We start from the raw sequence: 22,945 nt of genomic DNA, 5'->3' as shown, positions 1-22,945 counted from the left end.
ATCTCCTTCACTCGGGTTCGCGAACTATTGGATGCCATGATTCACAGGTGTTCTGTTCGCTATGGGGGCAGGGATGTATGTAAAAGGAAGTAACTCTGCTGTCAGTCCCGGGCCAAAGGCCAGTGCTATCCCACTGGAATGCTCTTCCTTCTGTCTGTAATCCTCACGGATGGCTTGAAGAACAAAAAGAATCGTCACGGACGACAGGTTCCCATAATCCCGCAGGATGTTTCGGCTGTAGGAGACCTGCTCATCTGTCAACTGATACAACTTCTGAACGGCATCCACGATACCTCTGCCTCCCGGATGGATTGCCCATATTTCCGGGAAACCGCTCCCCTCCAGCAACCGTTCTACCTCTGGGCCGAGATGCAAACCAAGCAGCTTCGGAATCTGTGGTGACAGGTAGAGAGCAAAGCCTGTATTGCCCACTTCCCAGATCATTTCTTCTGCACAATCCGGGAGTAGCGTTGAGTGCCCTCGGCCCAGTCGAAAACATTCATTGCGGTCTGTTCCGGGCGCGCCAATAACACAGGCAGAGGCGCCGTCTCCGAAAAACGATGCGGCATACAGGTCGTCCCGTTTGGCAGATGGCTGAAAGTGAAGTGTACATAGTTCCACACACACGATGAGAACTGTAGCCTTCTGATCTGTCGTTACAATGGAATTCGCCAGTTGAATTGCCTTCAGACCGGCTGCACATCCTTGAAACACCAGTGGAATCCGGTTGATCTGCGGTGACAGTTCAAGCTGTTGGATCAGCCGAACATCAAGTCCGGGCAGGAATTGCCCCGTGCAACTCACCGTAATGAGATGTGTAATTTCCGAGGAGGTTACGTCTGCATCCTGAAGGGCCTGTCCGGCCGCCGCGAGACCAAGTGGAACAGCTGCGGCTTTGTATTTGCCCATACGCTCGGATGTAGTCGGAACCTCCTCCGCATTGGTAAAGGGTAAATATCGACAAGAATCAACAGGCTCAAGCAGATTCGGTTCACACGTATAACGAGTCTCCACACCGCACTGATTAAAGATCCGTTTGGCCCACCTTCTCGCATCCGGCTCATGTTCCAGCGCTTGCGCGAGACGGGCAGACACATCCTTTTGCTCAATACGGTGGGCAGGCCATGCCGTTCCTATTCCCATAATACTTGCCCCAGTATTTGCCTCAAGCTGGTTCATCGGCTTAACCCCCTTATAGTACGTGTTCAAAAGTAGGCTTTTTAAACAACCTATATATAAAATAGGTTCATATGACATGCAGGATATAGTACAAGTCTATTCACTCCCTGTCCTGTTTATGTTCATATTAACAAGCAAAGGCGGACAACATATGCGAGTTTCGCACGTGCTGTCCGCCTTTGCTTCCGGATTGAACCCATTCATATATTACAAATTCGGTCTGTAAGAACTATTCAGGTCGAATTATCGTGAATCTCTCCCCAAGCTTGGCATAATCATTACCTGCCAGTCGGCTGACTGGTTTCAAATGATCCATCAGGATATAGCCCTTATCAGGATTATAGACTTGTTCGCTGAAATGATACTGTACAATACGTACCAGCAGCAAGTCGCTCGCGGGTTTGCCCTCATCATTCGTGATGGGAATGTGCTGATACAGTTCACACTCCATCCGAATGTGTGCTTCCTGAATTCCTGGCACAGCAACCTTGGTACTTGGCACTGTAGTAAGTTTTGTCCGCTCAAGCTCACTTTCGTGGGGTTCCAGTATGGCTGCTGTCTCATTCACTTCTGTTATGATTGCTTCATCACAGATATGCACAACCAGTTCTTGATGAGCAAGCACATTACGTGCAGTATCTTTCATGATACCGTCTTTACGTGCAATGGATATGGATAACAGCGGCGGGTCCGAACTAACCACATTAAAGAAACTAAACGGCGCCGCATTAATTACACCATTCTCATCTGAACGAGTCGTCACAAAAGCAATTGGACGTGGTACCACCGAACCACTCATCAGTTTATAGTTGTCTCTTCCCGTTATTTCAAGTGGATCCAATGTATACATATGTAAATATCCCCTTCCATGCTCGTGAAGCAAATGTCAATTTCACTTCAGGACACGATAACACACTCATATTTATTATATAACGTAAAATGCTGAATTAACAAAAAAACTCCCTGGTGCGATTGCACCAGGAAGTAGGAACATGTTTTTTCATACCGACTATTTCTTATTTAACAATGCTGTTCTGAATGTCTTCCATAATTTGAAGGTTCGCTTGAACTCCGCTGTACAACCAGCTACTGGACCGGGTGAATTCAAAGACATTACCTGTCTTTACAGCAGGAATGCTCTGCCATACGGCATCTTTCAGCGCTTCTGAGCCTGCTCCCTTGTCACTGTTCACCAGGAATAGATAGTCTGCGTCCATTTCCGCGATCTTCTCCAATGAAATCTCAGACCAGTTACCCGTTGCCTTCGCAGATGCTTCCTTCACAACATTAGGCTCTGCAAGTCCAAGTTCGTTGTACATCACTTCACCACTGGAAACATTGTTGCTTACAACATAAAACTTGTTATTGAACAACCACAACGCTGCTGCCGACTTTGTTCCTCCAGTAACAGCAGTTACTTTTTCTTTGATTTCCTTTGCCTTGGCATCATAATCGTCAAGCGCCTTCTGCGCTACATCCGATTTGTTCAGAAGCTCGCCGATCTTGAGCAGAGCCTGACGCGAGTCCTTGTTGACCTCATCTCCGAGTACATAAGTAGGGGCAATTTTGTTGTACTGTTCGTATTTCTCCCCTTCAACTGTACTTTCAGAACCCATAATAATCAGGTCTGGTGAGAAACTGGCCATGGCTTCAAAAGGTAGATCACTTGCAATACCAGGTATGCCATTCAGATCGGTTTGCAGATAATCCTGCAAACCACTGCCGTTGTTGATGGCCCATTGTGCTGCTGGCTTAACACCGAGTGTAACAAGATGGTCTTCCAGATAAGAGGCGATGATGCGCTCCGGATTAGCCGGGATGGTAACCTCGTGTCCCATTGCATCTGTTAATGTGCGCTCTGTAGCGGATTCTGTTTGTGTCTCTGTCTCCGTTGTTGTATCGCTCTCTCCTGCTGCTCCATTCTCTGCCGTTTTTGTACCACACGCGGCCAACCAGATGGACATAACCATCATCGTAATTAGAATCATGATCATCTTTTTATTTCTCTTAAACACTTGATATATCCCCTTTCAATTCATTATGAAAACCTTATTCGGCGTTATTGTGACAGATTTTAATGTTCAAAAATATTGATACATATAATATCCGTATGTACATTTGTCCGATTTCATTGACAATGATAATTGTTATCAGTTCAATTGTCAATCCGATTATGCGACGAGTTGATCATATAAAATCTTCTGACGGCACTCACATATAGGCGGATGCCGCCATATGCTGAATGCAGAATACGACGACAGGAAGGATGTTCTGTACATGTATTACGAATATAACCCTTATCTAAGTTATGGAGAAGACCGTTCCTTTCAATTGCCTCCACTGTTCCCAGGAGGTGGCGGTGGCGGCACCCCGGGTGGTACGACGTTTCCGGGTATACCTGGCGGTCAAGGCTCCTATCCTCCATACATTCCAGGCGGAGTACCCGGTCCGTATATCCCCGGAGGCATTCCAGGTACAATCCAGGGTACAGCACCGGGTGTACCTACGCAACTGACTCAAGGAAACCTGCCCACCCTGCTTAGTGCCTATCCTCGTCCGGTAGGTCAGCCTCCGGCAGAGATGCTTTTTCTGTATAACCTGATCAAAAGCAGCCCGGGTCTGCTTCCGCTCTTCCTCCAGCAACAGCCGCAAAACCTCACTCAAGCTGTGCAATTTGCACAGACTGGTGCAGCGGCACCACGAGGTAACGAAGAACGTGCGCTGCCCAACTTTTGTTATAACCGGTGGTCCCTTGTCTTCACATACAATGATGTCTACCTGATGTGGCCTGCGATTAATCTGTTTGGTTTTGTGGTGGGGTACTTCTATCCATTCCTCACGCCAGGTATACTGTCCAATACACAGATTTTGTTTGCGCTCTGCTAAACCTGTCCTTACCTACAGCAAGAGCCTCATTTGGAAGCATGATTCCTTCCAAATAAGGCTCTTTTTCGTTCTTTTAACCCAAAGTCACTTTACACTATTAAGACTCCATAAACGCAAGGTTGTGCAGAATCAGTGCATTTAACTCAATACTTAATAGTTCTGGCGCTTCCTACCTCTACTGACCATTAGGAAATAAATCACCAAGGCACCGAGATCAGCACACGCAATAACGATTCCCATTGGCACAGCTGTTCCTTCTCCTCCGAGACCTACGAGGGGAGCGACAATACCTCCGAATAGGAACGTCATCACACCAATAAGTGCAGACGCACTGCCTGCCGATTTCTCCTGATTGGCCATCGCCAAGGCGAAGGACGCGGTATTGACCAACCCAACACTGGATACCACCAGAAATAACGGAATCAGCACAGAGATCAGATTACCTCCGGCCAGAATGGCGATGAGCAGTGAAGTTCCTCCGAGCGCCGCGGTTAGCAGCCCCGCGATTAACAGCCGGGTTTCAGATACCTTACCTGCAAGTCTGCCAGCAACCTGACTGGCCAGAATAATGCCTAACCCGTTAATGGCGAAGCATACACTGAACATTTGCGGGGATGCCCCGTATATCTTCTGAAGCACAAACGGTGAACCGGATATGTAGGCAAACATGCCAGCCGCTACGAAACCCTGGGTCAACGCATAACCCATAAACTGACGATCCCCTGCGATTTGGCGAAACGTTATTAATGTCTGCTTCAGTCCCCCGCTTGATCTGCGGTTGGAAGGCAGTGTCTCCCCGAGACCGAAAATGACAGCCAACAGCGTCAGTACTCCGATGAGGCTGAGCAAAATAAATACGCCGCGCCACGACGTATACGTCAACAATTGTCCACCAATGATTGGTGCAGCAATCGGGGCTACGCCGTTAATCAGCATTAACAGAGAGAAGAACCGTGTCAGTTCCGGGCCCGAATATACGTCTCTGACGATTGCGCGCGAGATGACAATCCCTGCTGCTCCAGCTACACCTTGAATGAACCGCAGCACAACAAAAGAGCCCATCGTAGGGCTGACTAGGCAAAGTATGGAGGCGATAGTATAGAGCACAAGCCCTGCAATGAGCGGTGTTCGCCGACCACGCACATCACTTAGAGGTCCAGCAAGCAACTGTCCAACCGCAAGTCCAATCATACACGCCGTCAGACTGAGTTGAGCATACGATGTAGATGAACCAAACTCATCAGACAGCGTGGGCAATGCGGGTAAATACATATCCAGGGACAACGGCCCGAAGGCCGACAATGTCCCCAGAATTAAAGCCATCCGTACACGAGATGTGGAGTTTGTGTTCAATGAAGCTGTTGTACTTTTCATCAAATACTACTCCCCGCTACCCAACAGCTTGAGCAAGTTAGACGGCAGTGTGAACTGCTGATTGTTAATAATAATACGGCGTAATTCTTCTTCATCCCGCTCGTTATCCGCGTCCTTGATCTCCTGAATTTCCCGGTGAAGTCGCTCCATCTGTTGATCCAGCGCATTTGCCGAATCTGCCGCACTCTTTAACTCTCTGGTCAAATGCTCGGGAACATCCTTATTGTATTTATAAAAAATCTTATGCTCCAGACTCGCCCAGAAATCCATCGCGATTGTACGGATCTGGATCTCCACACATGCTCGTTCCTCACCATTGGACATGTACACAGGCACTTCCACCAGAAGGTGAAGGCTTTGGTAGCCGTTTGGCTTTGGATTCTCGATGTAGTCTTTGACCTCCAGTACACGCAGATCACTCTGGTTGCACAACATATCCTTAATGCGATAGATATCCGAGATAAAAGAACATGTAATCCGTACCCCGGCGATATCCTTGATATTTTGCTTGATGCTCTCAAACGTTAACTCATGATTTTTGCGGAACATCTTGTTCATAATGCTCTCAGGAGATTTCAGTCTGGACTTTGTATGCTCAATTGGACTGTAATCATGCAAAGACTGGAATTCTTCCTTCAGGACTTCAATCTTGGTCTCCATTTGATCCAGAGCAAATTTATAGATCATCATAAATCTGGTAATTTCATATTTGAATTTCTTGAATTGATCGATTGGATGTGGAGCGTTCATCATGGCTTTCTCCCTTTCTTTCTGCACACTAAAATTAGTTTTATGAATATGAGAACAAGCGGTCAATCCACAGGTCTCCTGAACCATTATAAATCATATGGAGCCAATAAACGAATTTCTCACATTTGGGCTGGCGATTCAGCCTGGAAGGTATGGGAACTTATTTTACGCGCATCCTATAGAAGCATCCCTGTCATTTGGCCCGCAATTATTAATAAAAGAGGTGGATTTTACTGCTCTATCAAGTGACGTATTCATCCGATACACTTCGAGTTAAAGCTTATTTATACCTGCCACAAGGTTGTTCATTACCTGATATCACGACATATGAAACTTCTCATTCCGGCTCTGTCTCCTCTGCCTTTCCGGAATTCGCTTCCATACATACATCTCTACATTTGCAACCACTTGCCAGCCACTACCCTTCTGCCAGAATGCATGATATCGCACACACACAGGAACAGTGGCCTGTGCTGATCTATTGTCGCGGCGGACTTGGCAGCTATGGCGGGGTAAATACCGTTTGGCTTGAGCAATTTGTACATAAAGGTTATATCGTGTTCGCTCCGTCCTATCGTGGCAACGAAGGCGGTGAGGGGCGTGACGAGTATGGCGGAGGAGATGCAGAAGATGTGCATGCCGCTTACCGGTTAATGCAACGATTACCTTTTGTCGATCCGACTCGGATATCGTTAATGGGGTTCTCCCGTGGAGCCATTAATGCTGTACATACCGCAACTGCCTATAATGAGGGACCGGACAGAGTACATAAGTTAGTTCTTTGGAGCGGTGTCGTCGATGTGGAACGCACTTACCATGAGCGAACCGACCTGAGGCGCACATTGAAACGGGTGCTGGGTGGTTCCCCACGCACGGTTCCAGAAGCTTATCTCGCCCGTTCTCCCTTGTCAAAAGCGAACAAACTATCTTGTCCCGTGCTAATCATGCATGGTACATCAGATACACAAGTGAATTATAGTCACGGAACCCGAATGTATCACTGGCTTAAGCGGCGAGGTGCAGACGTCACATTTCACGCTTATGGCGGGCAGGATCATCATTTTCACGAGAAAATACATGAGTCAGCGGTTAACAATATGTTTGATTGGCTCGCTGCACCTTAAATCTTGCGCGATGAATTTCATTTTGAAGATGCATGGGTTATGGCTGTATACTGGAGGAGCTACGTTTTTTTGAAAGGACGGATAGGATGAATCAAAGCACCCTCCAAAAATACGCCATGTTGCTTCTCTGTATGTCTGCCGGAATGGTGGACCTGATCGGATATCTGGGACTGGGGCATGTGCTCACAGCCAATATGACGGGAAATATTGTACTGCTCGGTATTGCCATTGCCCGTGCTCAGGAATTTGTCGTGCTGCGATCACTGCTTGCTCTCATTGGTTTTATTACTGGCAATGCCATTGCAGCACATATGGTTGGACCTGTGCAGACCAAAAATGGCTGGTCTTCTAAGGTCACAGCTGTATTTACTGTTGAAAGCATATTGCTCCTGCTGTTCGCGATCGCCATGATTAGTCCATTTTCAGAACAACTGTCCTATCTGTTAATTGTCATCCTAGCCGTTGCAATGGGGATGCAAACAACTGCGGCACGCCGCATTGGCATTGCTGGCATCTCAACAACCGTGCTCACCAATAATTTGGCCGCTGTGGTCGAGGATACCGTGAACATTCTCAAAAAGCTGCGACATGCCAATATCCGATCGTTAACCAAAGCCTTGTCTACAGACTCCTACCTTCGTGCAGGTGCTGTTGTCATCTATTTGATCGGCGTCATTGCAGCCGCATTGTTATTCCACCGTGTGCCCATGATTGCAGTCTGGATTCCTGTCCTGATCATTGGCGGCGTAACCCTATACGCCCGATTACATGCATGGGGAACTTCACAACAAAGCGAAAGTTAATAAAAGTTAATAGTAGAAGAAGCAATCTGTCCATTCAAGAGGCTGTACAAAAATCCACTTTAGGATACTGAAAACTGGTCTTTTTGAACATGGACTTTAAGTTATTTTAAGTACAATCACGCTATTTATTTCATCAAAGCAGCTTCTTGGCGGATAAGCTTGACCAGATGCTGTGCAGCAGGTGATAATACCTCCCCGGCTCGTGTACATACGGCAACCGTATTTCTCAGCTGTACACCTCGAACAAACACACGTGCCAGCCTGCCTTGCTGCACATCTTCGTTCACAACCAAAGAAGATATAAAGTTGGCCCCATAACCTGCCTTCACCGCACTAATCGTTTCGTTAAGCCCGTTGAACTGAAGCGCAATGCGGGGAGCGGCCAGGTTATTTGTTGTGCAAAGGGAAACGAGTCGCTCACGCGTGGCACTGCCTTCTTCGCGCATAATGAACGGTTCTGCCATCATCTCATGCAGCTCGATTTCTTTGCCCGCATACGGATGGTCAGGGTGCACAACAAACCACATCTCATCGTCAAACAATTCATCCCATTGGACACCTGCATGTGTAATGCCACTTCCACCATACACTGCAATCTCTGCCTCATAACGAAGTAATTGGTCAAAAGCCATCCGGGTATTAGTTGTGCTCACAACAATCTCCACATCCTCGTGCATTTGTTTAAACCGCGCAATCCAGCCCGGCAACAGAAAATTTGAAGGCAAGTAGGTTGCCGTAAGACGGATCAGTCCTTTCTTGCCCTCCCGAAAATCCTGCACAAAATTCTCGACATCCTGCTCCAGCATGAACAGACGTTCCGCATAACCTGTTAACTGTATCCCCGCATCCGTAAGCACCAGTCTTCTTCCCTCCGAAACAAAAAGCTGGATTCCCAATTCACGTTCAAACTTCTTCACCTGAGAAGATACCGCAGGTTGACTAATATTCAGTTCCTCTGCGGCACGAGTGACCCCGCCATATCTCACGATGGCATGAAATAATCGTAATCCATGCAGATTCATATTTACACCTCTTCCACGTCAAATTCATAATCTAAAGTTATATTATCATACATAATATATATTTTATTTATATATCTACTCCATTTATAGTTGAAATATGAAATCCAATACAAGGAACAAGGAAAGGAACATGTGAAGATGAAGAATATTAATACAACCGAACTACAGAATACCTGGACTCAAGTCGACGACTACATGAATAATCTGCTGATTCCATCAGATTCCCTGCTGGAACATACACTGCAAAGCAATGCCGAAGCTGGGCTCCCTGCTCATGACGTAACACCAAATCAAGGAAAGTTACTTCAACTCCTGCTTCAAATCCAAGGCGCATCCCGTGTACTTGAAATCGGCACATTGGGTGGATACAGTACCATCTGGATGGCAAGAGCGCTGCCTGAACACGGACGCATCGTCTCACTGGAATCCGAATCACACCATGCAGACTTGGCCCGAGCCAATCTCACACGAGCAGGGCTGATGCACAAGGTTGACCTTAGAGTTGGTCCTGCCCTAATCACCCTTCCCGATGTTCAGGAAGAATACAGAGAACCGTTTGATATGATCTTCATCGATGCTGACAAACCGAGTAATCCCGATTATCTGAGATGGGCCCTGCGACTGACTCGGACGGGGAGTCTTATTATTGGTGATAATATCGTCAGGGACGGTGAAGTGATCCGCACAGACAGCACAGACCCCAGAGTTCAGGGTGTTCGATCATTCCTGCAGTTGATCGCGGATCACCCTCGGCTTGAAGCTACAGCACTGCAAACGGTCGGTAGTAAAGGTTACGATGGATTCGTCATTGCTCGTGTGATTGATGCCCCTGAACCAAAATAAACAGTGGTCAATTCTTCCGCAAATTCCCCTTTCCTGTTAAACTGGAATCACTGCACAGGCAGACTGGGGGGAACCACTTGAGAGTTTTACAACATATTAATGATGAAATTCGCGGCTGGTCCCGCAATATTCAACTGTTTTTCCTGGCTAGCATTCTGTATCAGATCGGAAATGGCATGTTCTCTGTCTTGTACAATCTGTACATTCAGGGTCTGGGCTATAATGATACAATGAACGGCCAGATTGTAAGTATTCAATCACTCGCAACAGCCATTATGTTTGTTCCTATCGGTCTATGCGGTGATCTGTTCAGCCGCAAGCGATTACTCATTACCGGGGCGTTATTCAGCGGAATCTTTCTGATCGGACGCTCCTTCGATTATTCGGCTACAGGGCTGATCTGGTTCGCGGTATTCTCTGGCCTTTTCGCTGGGGTGTTCCAAGTACTGGCCATTCCTTATCTGGCGGAAAACGTCAAGAAAAGCCAGCGGCTGAAGATGTTCAGTTATTATTCATCTCTTGTGCTCGCTTCCCAGGTGCTTGGTAGCCTGGGTGGCGGTGTATTCGCAGATTTGTTACATACGGCAGGACTCGCCAAAGTGACCGGATTGCAGACGGTTTTATTTGTCGGTGGTGCAGCAACACTAGCTGCATTTATTCCACTGTTATTTGTAACCGAAGGCAAGGCTGCTCCGCAGACCACGATTCCGGCGCAACCCGTTCTTCAACCCAATGCGGATCTAAAGGAAAGTTCAACGAATACCCCAAGCACGGACGATTCGATCACGAAGAAAAAAGATTCCCGACTGATTGGTCAGTTTATTGTGACTCAGTTGTTAATTGGTTTAGGTTCCGGACTGGTTGTACCGTATCTGAATCTGTATTTCACCAATCGGTTCTCGGTTTCTCTGAGTGGCATGAGCTTACTGATTGCACTTGGTCAGATTATGACGATTGTATCCATGCTGATTGGTCCTACCCTGGCGGCAAAGGTCGGAAGCGTAAAAGCCGTTGTCATTTTCCAGGTCATGTCGCTGCCCTTCCTTCTATTAACAGGCTTCACCAATCTGTTGTTCATCGCTTCGCTCAGTTTCTTATTCAGACAAGCATTGATGAACGCAGCCAATCCCATTCATTCAGCCATACTGGTGGATCGGATCTCGGACAAACGCCGCGGGATTGCCAATTCATTGATGCAGACCTCGTTCATGATTGGTTGGGCGACCATGGGGCCTGTCCAATCCTATCTGGTCACCACGTACGGAACGTATTGGGGTTATGCGATCACTTTCAGCATCACAGGCTGTCTATACGTTATTTCATCACTGATGTACTATGTAATGTTCAGAGAACCCAAACCTTCCGCTACGGCTCTTGCAGGATCTTAATGAGTTGAACAGAAGCAGTCTGGTTGTTCCGCAGATAACGCAACGTATCTCATCATCAGGAGTGATCACACATGAACATGAATCCTTCATTAAACCTGAATGCATACTTGAATCCCATACCACCTCATTCAACCGGTAGGCTAAACGGATGGAACTGATGCGCAAGCTTGGTTCCCATGTTGTCTTTCGGTTTTTTCTTAGTCTGGGTGTCTCTGTTCTTGGCGGATTGCTGTTCACAATCATTCATACACCGATCCCGTGGTTGCTCGGGCCAATGGTATTCATGCTGCTTGGCTCCCAAGTCGCCAAATGGCCACTCATGTGGCCTGCCTCCATTCGGGACTATGGCATTCTGATTGTTGGTTATTCGATTGGACTCACCTTAACAAAAGAGGCCCTGCATGGCATTTTGCAACAACTTCCCATGATGCTTCTGATGACCTTGCTGTTAATCGGATTGTGTGTAATTACGGCCTACATCGCTTCAAAGATAACCGACTTTGACTTCCCCTCCCTGCTGGTTGGCAGCATTCCAGGAGGACTGTCCCAGATGGTGTCCCTTGCAGAAGAGATGAAATCCATCAATCTGACGCTGGTTACCTTTTTGCAGGTGACTCGGCTGATCATGATTGTCTTCTGTGTTCCGTTCCTGCTGTTCAGTCCGTGGATTGGAGGTATCGCAGGTGGCGGTTTGGATCATCCGTTCATTGACGTTGCGACGTGGGGTTCCCTTTTCCCCGAGATTCTTGTCTATGCTCCGCTCTGTGTAGCTGGTGCATGGGTTGCACGCAAACTCCGATTTCCGACGGCCTTTATGCTGGGTCCAATGATTGTCATGTGTGTCGTTCAATTAAGTACAACGATGCACACGCCAAGTCTGCCAACCTCTCTCTTAAACGTATCGCAATTGATGATTGGCAGTCATGTTGGACTGATGCTCAAGCCAGAACAGTTGCAACGCAAGACACAGACAGTCACGCTAGCGGTGATGAGTAGTGTACTGCTCATTGTTGGTGCGCTTGGATTGAGTTATCTATTAATGAATGTGTTCTCCCTCTCCGCGGCAACCTCACTACTCAGTATGGCCCCTGGCGGGATGGATCAGATGAGCATCATGGCACATGAAGTGAATGCCGATCTTTCGGTTGTATCCGGGTATCAATTGTTTCGGATTCTGTTTATTTTCTTCATCGTCTCTTCCGTACTGAAGATGATTCTTGTACATATGTTAAAAGAAAAGAAAGCTAAGCCCTATCTTCAATGATCATATTCCTACCTGATTCCATGCCAAAGAGAGTATCCATTTGATGTCACATCCTGCGGATACTTTCTTTTAGTTGTACACACTCTACTTCAGCATTTGGCCTCATTCAATTTTAAGCATAATGACTACTTATGAATAAATTCGGTTGTACATCCAGCCTACAATGCCTACCGTAACAACTGTTGCCCCAATAATAAATGCATAATAGCCAATCTTACTTTTAGACTCCGAAGTCTGATGGTCATAATAATCCGAGTTACGTCGGTAAAACCCCATCCATAACTCTCCGATCATATTCACAACAACCAATACAAAACGTTTAACAAGCCCCATTGTATTCGCGTCTCCTCTCTCTGATCGACCTTCTTCCCTATTAAGTATAATTATCCCAATTCATTAAAACAACCTACTCATATTACCCTCGGTGCAGTTTCTTGCTCCAACCAGGTTAGAATATCAAATGCTTCCTGATCGGTGCTACCACACATCTCTTCCTCAGCTTGCAATCCACTGCATACCGCAGGACGATCTTTTTGGCCAAAAATTCCGCAGCGATTATCATCCGTAAGCTGCACACAACGTACACCTGCCGGCTTGCCATGAGCCATGCCCGGTATCGGTGACGATATGGAGATCGCGATACAACATGCGGCACAGCCTGTCCTGCATTCCATACATATTCCCTCCTAATTTTAATACTTATAGTACTGACAATACGTGTTCAAAAAGACCGGTTTTCAATACCAAGAAGATGGGATGAAGATAGAAATGGAGTAGCGGAGCGTAGATAGAGCTACGTGAGCAACGGACATTTCGGCTGAATTCCATATTCGATGCTGATGATGCCATTAGGCATCCTTCGTAATCAAAAGCGGACTTTTTGAACTACCTCTTAATTATGAACGATTTATCCAGGTCCAGGTTCGAGCCAGCCCCTGAGCAATTCTCCGATTCATACTTCGATTGGAAAAATACCCCCCATGACTTAGCGGATTCCAACTCATAGCCACGCCGCCAGAGTTCACTTCAATGTCTTCTTTGACCGCTTTCTCATAAGCGGGATCAATGGGGCGTAATGGATAACCCAGAATATCATCCCGATCGTAGAAGTTCACCCACTCCCCTTCCAGCCCAGCATAGTACTGATTCACATGGGAAGAGGGCACCTGAATTGGACAACTAAAGTCATGGTAACGCAAACTCCATAAGGGCAAGGTTGTACCAAACGAGTAAAAATGGGTCAGGGTATCCCCCCGCTCCAGAGCCGAGTTCACATCCACAACCTCAGGCACACGACTGGACGGATATTGCAGATCGTAGAAGAAGTTACTGGCGATTACGGCACCCAAACTATGGGCAACCACACAGAGCGGAGCTTCCGGTCCATTACGCTGTGCAAGGGTATGCATCGCCTGATTCAACGTTCGATGTACGGCATCGTAGTTATGGCCTTGATTTTCCACCGGTTGATAAGCAACCGCATCAGCCAGGTAGTGGATGACAAATCGGCGCAACGCCTGAAAGTTCAATCCCGGAGAGCTGACGAGCTGTTGAAAGAGCGCCTCTTCCCGCTCCTCAAATACATCCGCCCAATATACAGGTTCGATATCGAGCATCTGTTTGGAGGCTCCAGGCAAGACCATCACCTTGTCCAATTCCTTATGCAAACAAGCAATCAGCTTGTCCGCGTACCCATCCTTCCGCATACCCAGCCCATGAATGACCATCACCGCAATACGTGTCATGGCTCTCCTCCTCATCGATCTAGGAACTCTTTCTCCACCATATGAATTCCACGACTCGAACATGCCTGAAGCTTGCTTTGTCAGAAGAACCTTTCCAACCACCATTATTTTAAAAATGTGATTCTTCCATTTTATATACAGTTTACCATGATCGCCATGAAAATAACGATCTTACAGCAAAAAGGAGCTGCACATCACGCAGCCCCTTCTTGTTGTTGTATTCAATTAACCTTTCAGATGAACCTTCAACACACCATTTTGATTGGATCTAACATCACCTGTCGTGACTTCCACCCGTTCAACCATATCCTGACCATCTGGAATGATAATCGGGGTAATCAGCGGGTATCCCGCATCTTCAATTACCTTACGATCAAACTCCAACAGCTTTTGTCCAGCCTTTACATGCTCGCCAGCTTCCACATGCATGTTGAAGCCTTCACCCTTGAGGGATACGGTATTAATCCCGACATGGATCAGAACCTGTAATCCACTCGCGTGTTCAAGAATCACCGCATGTTTACTTTTGATCACATGAGCTACCTGAGCATCAAACGGGGCAACAACAACATTGCCGGAAGGTTCAATTGCTACACCCTCACCCATCTGTTTCTCGGCAAAAGCCGGATCTGGTACTTGCTCCAGTGATACGGCCTGGCCTGTTAATGGCGCCATGATTTCCAGTGTATTCACGGCTTCGTCTCCTACTTGAGCTGCACTACGTGTGCGCTGGTTTGGATCTGTTTTTGCAGTTGAAGAGGTAACACCCGAAGCAGACTGCGACGTAACCGCTTTAGGCTCATTAATGGTTTCATTGCTTGCACTACGATCTTCTTTTCTCAGTTTGGCTCTGCCAAAAAGGACGGTCAGTACAAATGGTACAACCAGGACAATCGCCATGCCGATGAAGAAGACACCCCATTTGTTAGGGAAAATCGACAGGAATCCCGGTACGCCACCTACACCGATGGATGTTGCCTGAACATTATTCATCGTCAGCAACACACCGCCAATCGCGGAACCGACCATACCAAAGATAAACGGATAACGATAACGGATATTCACGCCGAAGATCGCCGGCTCAGTTACCCCGAGGAAGGCCGATACCGAGGACGTTGCTGCAAGTCCTCTCATTTTCTTCTCACGCAGGACAAGCATCATCGCAAGTGCCGCTGAACCCTGTGCGATATTAGACAATGCCAGCATCGGCCACAGGAACGTACCACCCTGACTACCGATGAGCTGAACATCTACCGCAAGGAACGTGTGATGCATACCGGTGATAACGAGCAAAGCGTAGAGACCACCGTAGATCAGACCACCCAGCGCCGCGTATGAATCGTATACATAGATCAAACCAGATGTAATTGCATTTGCAATAGCAAACGTAACCGGTCCAATAATCGTAAATGCCAGGAATCCGGTAATCAGCAATGTAACTGGTGCAACGACCAGCAGTTTGATCGAATCATGCACCCTTTTGTTCAGGAAAATTTCCATCTTCGCAAGCAGATAGGCCGATACCAGTACTGGCAGAACCTGCCCTTGATAACCGATCTTCTCAATCTCCCAACCAAACAGATTCCATGTTGGCACCGTGCCATTATTTACAGCATCAGCGTAACCATATGCACTCAGCAGATCGGGATGTACCAGAATGAGACCCAGCACGATCCCGAGCAGCGGACTGCCGCCGAACCTTTTTACAGCTGCCCAACCAATTAGAGCCGGCAGGAACGTGAAGGCTGTACTTGCGATTGTATTAATAATGGACGCAAGATCCTTCCAGGCTGGATAAACATCCACCAGTGATTTTCCATCAAAGAAAATGCCTGGACCTGTCAGAATATTGTTAATCCCGAGCAAAAGACCTGCCGTAATGATTGCAGGCAAGATCGGAATGAAAATATCCGAGAGTGTTTTGATCGCTCGCTGGATTGGATTTTGCTTTTTACCAGCAACCGCCTTCACATCATCCTTGGAAGAACGATCTCCCCCGGTAATCTGAATCATCTCATCATAGACTTTATCCACCAGACCAGGCCCAATAACGACCTGGAATTGTCCTTGGGAAGAGAATTGTCCTTTAACCAGATCATTCTGATCCAGACTTTCAGTATCCACTTTACTCTCATCATACAAGGCAAACCGGAGTCGTGTAACACAGTGTGTAGCAGCTTCAATATTCTCTTTGCCACCGACTGCCCGGACGATCTCCTCAACCTGTTTTTTATCGATTGCCATAGTGTCACTTCCTATTTATAAAATGTGATTAGTCCTGTTGTGGCACAAGCCACATATAGGATGCATACGGACTGAGAGAGATTTCCTGCGTCAGCGCAGGGGCTGCCTCCGTATTCCCTATGAGTAACTCTGCTGATTTGCCTGCAATATGATCATTCCAGACCACTTCCGGAAGCGAAAACGTGACGTCTCGTTTACTGAAGTTGGATACAACAATCAGGGTTTCAATTCCATTGGTCCGTGCGTACGCGAATACATTCGGGTGTGCATCGTCCAATCGTTCATACAGACCGTCGCTCAGCACGTTAACCTGTTTACGTAGGGCAATCAATTTGCGGTAGTGGTAGTAGATCGAATCTGGATCAGCCAGCTGCTGTTCCACGTGAATGGAAGGATACCGCTCATCCACCTTCAGCCAAGGTGTTCCGGTAGTAAATCCGGCGTTCTTACTTCCATTCCACTGCATCGGTGTGCGGGAGTTGTCCCGGGAACGCTCTTTTACAATGTTGAAAGCCTCTTCAGCGGATTTACCTCGTTCTTCCTGAAGCAGGCGGTACATGTTCGTTGATTCGATATCGCGGAACTCGCTAACGTCATTCCAGACCGGATTCGGCATGCCGATCTCTTCACCCTGGTAGACATAAGGTGTACCTTGCATGCCGTGTATCGTTGTTGCAAGCATCTTCGCACTTTCGGCACGATAATCACCATCATCGGCGAATCGGGATAATGCCCGAGGCTGATCATGGTTATTAAGGAACAGGGCGTTCCAGCCACCACCAGCTTGCATGCCTGTCTGCCACTCACTAAAGAGCTGCTTCATCGCTTCGAAATCATACGGCATCAGTTCCCACTTCTGACCATTCGGATAATCCACTTTCAGGTGATGGAAGTTAAACGTCATCGAAAACTCCCGGGAAGCCGGGTTCGAATATTGGATACAATGTTCCAGTGTTGTGGAGGACATTTCCCCTACGGTCACCATGTTGTAAGGCCCGAATACTTCATCGTACATCTCGGTGATGTACTCATGCACACGCGGTCCATCCGTGTAGTATTTGCGTCCATCACCCGGTGACACGCTACCATCATCATCAGGGAACCGCTGGTCTTTGGAGATCAGGTTGATCACGTCCATACGGAAACCATCCACACCTTTTTCGGCCCAGAACTTGATCATATCCCGTACAGCTTTGCGTACTTCTTCATTCTCCCAATTGAGATCTGCCTGCGTTTTATCAAATAAAGTCAGGAAATATTGTCCCGTCTGTTCATCGAACTGCCAAGCAGGCCCACCGAACTTGGATTGCCAGTTGTTTGGCACACCGCCATCCGGAGCAGGATCTTTCCAAATATAATAATCCCGATACGGATTATCCTTGGAAGAACGGGATTGCTGGAACCACTCATGATCGGTCGAGGAGTGATTCACCACGATATCAATCATCAGTTTCATATCACGAGCCTTCAGACCTTTCAGCAATTCGTCAAAATCCTCCATCGTTCCATAATCCGGATTAATCCGATAATAGTCCGCTACGTCATACCCATTATCATGCTGCGGAGATACATATACCGGCTGCAACCACACAATATCGATACCCAGATGCTGCAAATAATCAAGCTTCTCGGTTAATCCACGAATATCTCCAGTACCCGATCCGGTTGTATCATTAAAACTCTTCGGATATACCTGATACACCGTTGATGTCTTCCACCAAGATGACGGAGTTGTGTTATTAGAACTCATGTTAACGCCTCCAATAAATTGTAATGCTCTTATGTGATGTTCTCGGTTAACTTCATATCTATATTACATAAGTAAACATGTATATACAAGTTGAAACTATAATATGTATATTCTTCGCCTCTTCTACACATTCCCCATAAATCTTTCCTCTGTAACATTTATTTTGGAACCTGCGTTCGTGAACCCAATGATATCTGTATTGGGACAACAAAAAACCGTCTGTTCTTCCCACCATTGGTGCGGGCAACAGACGGTCTAATTTGGTTGAACTTGGTTGAACTTTTTAAATGTATTCTACTGTTTTTTACTGTTGTAATGGATTGTTATTATAGGGTTGCTGTCACTTGACTTCATCACCACAGCGGAGACACGCCTCTTACGACATCTCCGGTGAAACTACGGTTTTCCCTTGTTTTTCCTGCATATTCAACATTAATAAAGATAGTGCAGCTTGCTCTTCCCTTTCCAGTTCAGCAGCACTGATCTCACCAGAGAGTACGGCACGCATTCGCTTTTGATCCAGCAGACCTTCCCATTTTGCCACCACAAATGCTGCGACACAGTTGCCCATCAGGTTGGTGAATACACGCATTGTATCCATGAATCGATCTGCACCAAGCAGCAGAGCAACCGCTGCTACCGGAAAAGCATTGACAGCCACTGCCGTTGCAGACAGGGCCAAGAATGCGGAGCCAGGTACTCCTGCCATGCCTTTGGAACTTAACATCAACACCAGCAAAATCGTAATCTGCTGCATCAATGTCAGTTCAATCCCTACGGCCTGAGCAACAAAAACCGTTGCCAAGGATAAATAGATCGAAGCGCCATCCAGATTAAACGAGTACCCCGTCGGCACTACAAGACCCACAACCGCACGATCACAACCCGCCTTGGTTAGTTTGTCCATCATGCGTGGCATCACCACTTCTGAGGATCCGGTTCCAATTGCCAGCATCACTTCAGAACGGGTATACTTCACAAATTGCAGGAAATTCAGCCCGGTAATCCACCAGGCAGCCAATGCCAGCATGACCAGAAACAGCAGCGCTGCGCCGTAACAGGCCAGAATTAACAGACCAAAGGATGATAAAGTGGAAGCCCCATAGGCACCTACCGTGTAAGCCATGGCTCCAAATGCACCAATTGGCGCGAGTTTCATGATATAACCGATGATGCGGAACATAATGCCGAGCAAGTTCTCAATCAGCGTAAGTACATTCTCTTTTGCCTTACTCTCCGTTGCTGCCAGCGCAACCCCGAACAGGCAGGCCACGAGCAGTACTTGCAGAAGTGCATTTTGTGCAAAGGCATCCACAACACTTGTCGGAATAATATTCATGATAAAGTCTACCGTGTGCGGTAACTCGGAACCATTGGTTTTCGCTTCAATGCCGCTTGCGTCTATGGTTGAAGGGTCCACGTTCATTCCGGCACCGGGGCGAAGCAGATTGGCTGTTCCCAATCCAAGTACCAGCGCCACTGTAGTTGCAATCTCGAACCACACGATGGCTTTCAGCCCGATGCGACCTACCGACTTCAGATCACCGATTTTGGCAATGCCTGTTACAATCACCATGAAAATCAGTGGTGCGATGATCATCTTGATCAATTTGATGAAACCTGTTCCGAGCGGTTGCAGCAAGCTACCCAGATCCGGCCACAGAATGCCTACGCCAATCCCGATGATTACCGCTACAATAATTTGAAAAAATAATGATTTCATAAATGACATGAACGCTCCCCCTGTTTGCGGTCAATTCGGATTTCTGTTTGGTTTCCGTGTAACTTTTTATATCATTCTAAAAGGGAGTTCAACAATGGAATTTCAATGTTTTTGTCATTTGTACCAACTCTATCGGTGAAAATTGAACCTAAAACCGAAAAAAGACGAATATCACGTCAGTTATCTTAACGTGATATTCGTCTTTATCCATAAATCCATTTATTATTGAACAGCGGTTAAATGTGCATCACAGGGTAATAGATTCTCCGGGGGCGAGCACACGGCCTTCCAACCCTTTTCCAGCTAGTTGTTGCACGAAGTGTTCCGCATCCTGACGAATCACCGGGAATGTATCATAATGAACCGGAATCGTCAGTTTGGCATTAAACCATTCGGCCGCTTGCAGCGCATCCTCAGGTCCCATAGTGAAATGTCCACCAATCGGCAAGAAAGCTACATCAATATCATGACGATCACCGATCATTTTCATATCCCCGAAGAGACTTGTGTCTCCGGCATGCAAAATCGTTTTACCACCAATATTAATGATATATCCAGCAGGCAAACCTGCATACATGATCCGTTGTTCTTCTTCCAGCACAATCCCCGAAGTATGGAACGCCTGAATCATTTTGGCTTGAGCAAAATCAAGATCTACCGTTCCGCCCATGTTCATGCCGAGTGTATCCAGACCTTTCCAAGACATATATGTAGCCAATTCCACAATAGCCACAACTTTGGCGTTATTTGCTTTGGCAATAGGCTCAGCATCGAGGATGTGATCCATATGTGCATGTGTCAGCAACACAATATCTGTCTTAATATCTTCAGGCTTCGTGACGGCAAGCTCGTTGCCACGCAGGAAGGGATCAATGATCAGAGACTTTTCTTCTGTGCCCAGCTGAACACTGGAGTGACCGTGGAACGTAATATTCAACAACTTGGATTCCTCCCGACATATGTTTTGATTATTTTGAAAACCACTATTTATTATAAATCATAGCTCTTCACCAACGCAAAATTACGCTAGCCTCCGTGTCACCGTTGCTTACGATATACCCTTGCTTCATACGGCTGAAGCTGAATTGCGCCTTCATCGGTAGAGTAACGTCTGCTTACATTGCTGATGATCAGCTTGGCATGCTCGGAATCCCAGCCTTCCGGCCAGTGCATCTCCGGTTCATGCCCACGGAAATTCAGAATGACCAACATCTGCTCATCATCCAGCGTTCGTGTATAGGCATAGATATCCGGATCATCCGGCAGCAGCAGTTCATACGCGCCATAGATAAGCACTTTATGCTGTTTGCGAAGCACAATTAACTTACGGTAATAATGCAAAATGGATTGCGGATCACTTTCGGCATCAGCCACATTAATCTCAGGATAATTATCATTTACCTGAATCCACGGCTGCCCCTGGGTAAACCCTGCGTGTTCCGTCTCATCCCATTGCATCGGCGTGCGAGCATTATCGCGACTCTTCAGCCAGATCGCCTGCATGACTTCATGCTTCGACTTACCTTGACCAATGTAATGATTGTAATAATTTTTGGTCTCGATGTCCCGGTACTGCTCGATATCCGGGAAAGCGACATTGGTCATGCCAATCTCTTCCCCTTGATAGATGTAGGGGGTTCCTTCGAGTGTAAGCATCCATGTCGCCAGCATCTGAGCAGAACGCACCCGATATTTACCGTCATCACCAAAACGGGAAACCGGGCGTGGCTGATCATGGTTGCCCATATAATTGGCATTCCAGCCTCTACCATGCAAAACCGTTTGCCATCGGCTCATGATTTCTTTGAGATCTGTCAATTTCCATTCCTTATAGTTCCATTTACCAATTCCGGAGGATTTGGCATCGATAAACATATGCTCAAACTGGAATACCATATTAAGCTCATCACGATCCGTCCCGACATAAGCCAAAGCCTGCTCAGGCCCAAGTCCCGAAGTCTCGCCAACTGTCATGGGTCCGTAGGGTTTTAGGATCATGTTATTCAGCTTCTTCAAGATCGAGTGTACCTGTTCCAGGTTGGAAAAGAGCTGATACGCTGGAACCACCGGCAGATTATCCGGATTGTGGGCACTTGGCAGACCCTCTGCCTTGGCGATATGCGCTACTGCATCGAAACGGAATCCGTCGACCCCTTTTTCCAGCCACCAATGCACCATCTCATACATCTCTTCTGCCATCTGTGCATTGTTCCAGTTGAGATCCGGTTGCTGTTCGGAATACAGATGCAGATAATATTCATTTGTCTCGGGATCATGCTTCCACACCGAACCCCCAAAATAGGACTCCCAATTATTCGGCACCTGCCCATTTTTGCCTGAACGCCAAATATAATAATCCCGCTTCGGATTCATCTTTGACGAACGCGATTCAGCAAACCACGCATGTTCATCTGACGTATGATTCAGCACCAGGTCCATCATGATCTTGAGACCACGCTTGTGTGCCTCTGCCAATAATCGATCAAAATCCTCCATCGTGCCATACTTGCGTAAAATGCCGTAGTAATCCCGGATATCATATCCGTTATCATGTCCTGGTGAATCGTAAATGGGACAGAGCCAGATCACATCCACGCCTAAATTCTCCAAATAATCGAGCTTTTCATAGATTCCCTGCAAGTCGCCATATCCATCCCCGTCCGAATCTTTAAAGCTGCTCGGGTAAATCTGGTATACCACACTCTCTTTCCACCAAACGATATCGCCCACCTCGCTCTCATCTTTGTCCACTATATAAATTGAACTAAAGAATATTTACACTGGACACTCCGATGACAGAACAACCTTCCGATCGCTGTTATCCCCAGATTTTATGAATTCCCCTTATAA

20 protein-coding genes are annotated in these 22,945 nt (G+C 47.0%); 6 read left to right on the top strand and 14 right to left on the bottom strand.

The genetic code is table 11. The features are described 5' to 3' along the window. Positions 1 to 24 precede the first annotated feature (24 nt). The 3 genes from MKZ13_RS12980 to MKZ13_RS12970 form a co-directional block, all read right to left on the bottom strand. Entirely contained in the window at positions 25 to 1,179 is a 1,155-nt protein-coding gene (locus tag MKZ13_RS12980) for a type III polyketide synthase (protein WP_339184479.1), read from the bottom strand. Between the two features lie 229 nt (positions 1,180 to 1,408). Then, positions 1,409 to 2,029, bottom strand: coding sequence for a flavin reductase family protein (locus MKZ13_RS12975; protein ID WP_339184477.1), 621 nt, complete (start codon positions 2,027 to 2,029; stop codon positions 1,409 to 1,411). 166 nt (positions 2,030 to 2,195) lie between these two features. Further along, positions 2,196 to 3,194: an ABC transporter substrate-binding protein gene (locus MKZ13_RS12970; protein WP_339184475.1), complete on the bottom strand. Its 999-nt coding sequence runs from the start codon at positions 3,192 to 3,194 to the stop codon at positions 2,196 to 2,198. 220 nt (positions 3,195 to 3,414) lie between these two features. Here MKZ13_RS12970 and MKZ13_RS12965 point away from each other — a divergent pair, with 220 nt between their 5' ends. After that, the gene (locus MKZ13_RS12965; RefSeq protein WP_339184472.1) at positions 3,415 to 4,065 is read left to right on the top strand and encodes a hypothetical protein; all 651 of its coding nucleotides are present in this window, start codon (positions 3,415 to 3,417) and stop codon (positions 4,063 to 4,065) included. 150 nt (positions 4,066 to 4,215) lie between these two features. Here the strand turns inward: MKZ13_RS12965 and MKZ13_RS12960 are convergent, their stop codons facing one another. Further along, complete coding sequence (locus MKZ13_RS12960) at positions 4,216 to 5,439, bottom strand: multidrug effflux MFS transporter (RefSeq protein WP_339184470.1); 1,224 nt, start codon at positions 5,437 to 5,439, stop codon at positions 4,216 to 4,218. 6 nt (positions 5,440 to 5,445) lie between these two features. Then, positions 5,446 to 6,189, bottom strand: a complete 744-nt coding sequence (locus MKZ13_RS12955) for a GTP pyrophosphokinase family protein (protein ID WP_036608962.1) — start codon at positions 6,187 to 6,189, stop codon at positions 5,446 to 5,448. A 245-nt stretch (positions 6,190 to 6,434) separates the two neighbouring features. On the opposite strand from MKZ13_RS12955, the gene MKZ13_RS12950 reads away from it, so the two are divergent. Continuing rightward, positions 6,435 to 7,313, top strand: a complete 879-nt coding sequence (locus tag MKZ13_RS12950) for an alpha/beta fold hydrolase (protein WP_339184468.1) — start codon at positions 6,435 to 6,437, stop codon at positions 7,311 to 7,313. An 86-nt stretch (positions 7,314 to 7,399) separates the two neighbouring features. Continuing rightward, the gene (locus MKZ13_RS12945) at positions 7,400 to 8,116 is read left to right on the top strand and encodes a YoaK family protein (RefSeq protein WP_339184466.1); all 717 of its coding nucleotides are present in this window, start codon (positions 7,400 to 7,402) and stop codon (positions 8,114 to 8,116) included. 125 nt (positions 8,117 to 8,241) lie between these two features. On the opposite strand, the gene MKZ13_RS12940 is transcribed toward MKZ13_RS12945, so the two are convergent. Further along, a complete protein-coding gene (locus MKZ13_RS12940) occupies positions 8,242 to 9,138 on the bottom strand; it encodes a LysR family transcriptional regulator (RefSeq protein WP_036608744.1) in 897 nt (298 codons plus the stop codon). 138 nt (positions 9,139 to 9,276) lie between these two features. Between MKZ13_RS12940 and MKZ13_RS12935 the strand changes: the two genes are divergently transcribed. From MKZ13_RS12935 to MKZ13_RS12925, 3 genes are all read left to right on the top strand, one after another. Further along, entirely contained in the window at positions 9,277 to 9,981 is a 705-nt protein-coding gene (locus MKZ13_RS12935; protein WP_339184463.1) for an O-methyltransferase, read from the top strand. 77 nt (positions 9,982 to 10,058) lie between these two features. Continuing rightward, on the top strand, positions 10,059 to 11,369 hold the full coding sequence (locus MKZ13_RS12930) for an MFS transporter (protein ID WP_339184460.1): 1,311 nt from the start codon (positions 10,059 to 10,061) through the stop codon (positions 11,367 to 11,369). Between the two features lie 148 nt (positions 11,370 to 11,517). Next, complete coding sequence (locus MKZ13_RS12925) at positions 11,518 to 12,633, top strand: AbrB family transcriptional regulator (protein WP_339184458.1); 1,116 nt, start codon at positions 11,518 to 11,520, stop codon at positions 12,631 to 12,633. A 129-nt stretch (positions 12,634 to 12,762) separates the two neighbouring features. Here the strand turns inward: MKZ13_RS12925 and MKZ13_RS12920 are convergent, their stop codons facing one another. The 8 genes from MKZ13_RS12920 to MKZ13_RS12885 all read right to left on the bottom strand — a co-directional run bounded on the left by MKZ13_RS12920 (position 12,763) and on the right by MKZ13_RS12885 (position 22,825). After that, on the bottom strand, positions 12,763 to 12,966 hold the full coding sequence (locus MKZ13_RS12920; RefSeq protein WP_017688872.1) for a hypothetical protein: 204 nt from the start codon (positions 12,964 to 12,966) through the stop codon (positions 12,763 to 12,765). Positions 12,967 to 13,043: 77 nt separating this feature from the next. Further along, positions 13,044 to 13,307, bottom strand: a complete 264-nt coding sequence (locus MKZ13_RS12915; RefSeq protein ID WP_339184454.1) for a YkgJ family cysteine cluster protein — start codon at positions 13,305 to 13,307, stop codon at positions 13,044 to 13,046. 222 nt (positions 13,308 to 13,529) lie between these two features. Next, entirely contained in the window at positions 13,530 to 14,378 is an 849-nt protein-coding gene (locus tag MKZ13_RS12910) for a chemotaxis protein (protein ID WP_221824917.1), read from the bottom strand. Between the two features lie 225 nt (positions 14,379 to 14,603). Next, positions 14,604 to 16,622 (bottom strand): PTS system trehalose-specific EIIBC component, encoded by a 2,019-nt coding sequence (gene treP / locus MKZ13_RS12905; RefSeq protein ID WP_339184450.1) that lies wholly within the window; start codon positions 16,620 to 16,622, stop codon positions 14,604 to 14,606. 28 nt (positions 16,623 to 16,650) lie between these two features. Continuing rightward, positions 16,651 to 18,372 carry an alpha,alpha-phosphotrehalase gene (gene treC, locus MKZ13_RS12900; protein ID WP_221824922.1) on the bottom strand — a complete coding sequence of 574 codons (1,722 nt, stop codon included), beginning with the start codon at positions 18,370 to 18,372 and terminating at the stop codon, positions 16,651 to 16,653. Between the two features lie 376 nt (positions 18,373 to 18,748). After that, complete coding sequence (gene dctA, locus MKZ13_RS12895) at positions 18,749 to 20,104, bottom strand: C4-dicarboxylate transporter DctA (RefSeq protein WP_339184446.1); 1,356 nt, start codon at positions 20,102 to 20,104, stop codon at positions 18,749 to 18,751. A 238-nt stretch (positions 20,105 to 20,342) separates the two neighbouring features. Next, positions 20,343 to 21,035, bottom strand: a complete 693-nt coding sequence (locus MKZ13_RS12890) for a metal-dependent hydrolase (protein ID WP_339184443.1) — start codon at positions 21,033 to 21,035, stop codon at positions 20,343 to 20,345. A gap of 98 nt (positions 21,036 to 21,133) precedes the next feature. After that, complete coding sequence (locus MKZ13_RS12885; protein WP_339185386.1) at positions 21,134 to 22,825, bottom strand: alpha-glucosidase; 1,692 nt, start codon at positions 22,823 to 22,825, stop codon at positions 21,134 to 21,136. Positions 22,826 to 22,945: the final 120 nt, after the last annotated feature.

Source organism: Paenibacillus sp. FSL R5-0701, from assembly GCF_037973995.1.
Lineage (GTDB): Bacteria > Bacillota > Bacilli > Paenibacillales > Paenibacillaceae > Paenibacillus.
This window is presented reverse-complemented; position numbering and strand designations above follow the sequence as displayed.

Coding starts and splice junctions, on each gene's coding strand:
- MKZ13_RS12960 (WP_339184470.1), bottom strand. CDS start 5,439: ATGAAAAGTACAACAGCTTCATTGAACACAAACTCCACATCTCGTGTA.
- MKZ13_RS12940 (WP_036608744.1), bottom strand. CDS start 9,138: ATGAATCTGCATGGATTACGATTATTTCATGCCATCGTGAGATATGGC.
- MKZ13_RS12910 (WP_221824917.1), bottom strand. CDS start 14,378: ATGACACGTATTGCGGTGATGGTCATTCATGGGCTGGGTATGCGGAAG.
- MKZ13_RS12925 (WP_339184458.1), top strand. CDS start 11,518: ATGGAACTGATGCGCAAGCTTGGTTCCCATGTTGTCTTTCGGTTTTTT.
- MKZ13_RS12915 (WP_339184454.1), bottom strand. CDS start 13,307: ATGGAATGCAGGACAGGCTGTGCCGCATGTTGTATCGCGATCTCCATA.
- MKZ13_RS12980 (WP_339184479.1), bottom strand. CDS start 1,179: ATGAACCAGCTTGAGGCAAATACTGGGGCAAGTATTATGGGAATAGGA.
- dctA (WP_339184446.1), bottom strand. CDS start 20,104: ATGTCATTTATGAAATCATTATTTTTTCAAATTATTGTAGCGGTAATC.
- treP (WP_339184450.1), bottom strand. CDS start 16,622: ATGGCAATCGATAAAAAACAGGTTGAGGAGATCGTCCGGGCAGTCGGT.
- MKZ13_RS12955 (WP_036608962.1), bottom strand. CDS start 6,189: ATGAACGCTCCACATCCAATCGATCAATTCAAGAAATTCAAATATGAA.
- treC (WP_221824922.1), bottom strand. CDS start 18,372: ATGAGTTCTAATAACACAACTCCGTCATCTTGGTGGAAGACATCAACG.
- MKZ13_RS12920 (WP_017688872.1), bottom strand. CDS start 12,966: ATGGGGCTTGTTAAACGTTTTGTATTGGTTGTTGTGAATATGATCGGA.
- MKZ13_RS12935 (WP_339184463.1), top strand. CDS start 9,277: ATGAAGAATATTAATACAACCGAACTACAGAATACCTGGACTCAAGTC.
- MKZ13_RS12965 (WP_339184472.1), top strand. CDS start 3,415: ATGCTGAATGCAGAATACGACGACAGGAAGGATGTTCTGTACATGTAT.
- MKZ13_RS12945 (WP_339184466.1), top strand. CDS start 7,400: ATGAATCAAAGCACCCTCCAAAAATACGCCATGTTGCTTCTCTGTATG.
- MKZ13_RS12975 (WP_339184477.1), bottom strand. CDS start 2,029: ATGTATACATTGGATCCACTTGAAATAACGGGAAGAGACAACTATAAA.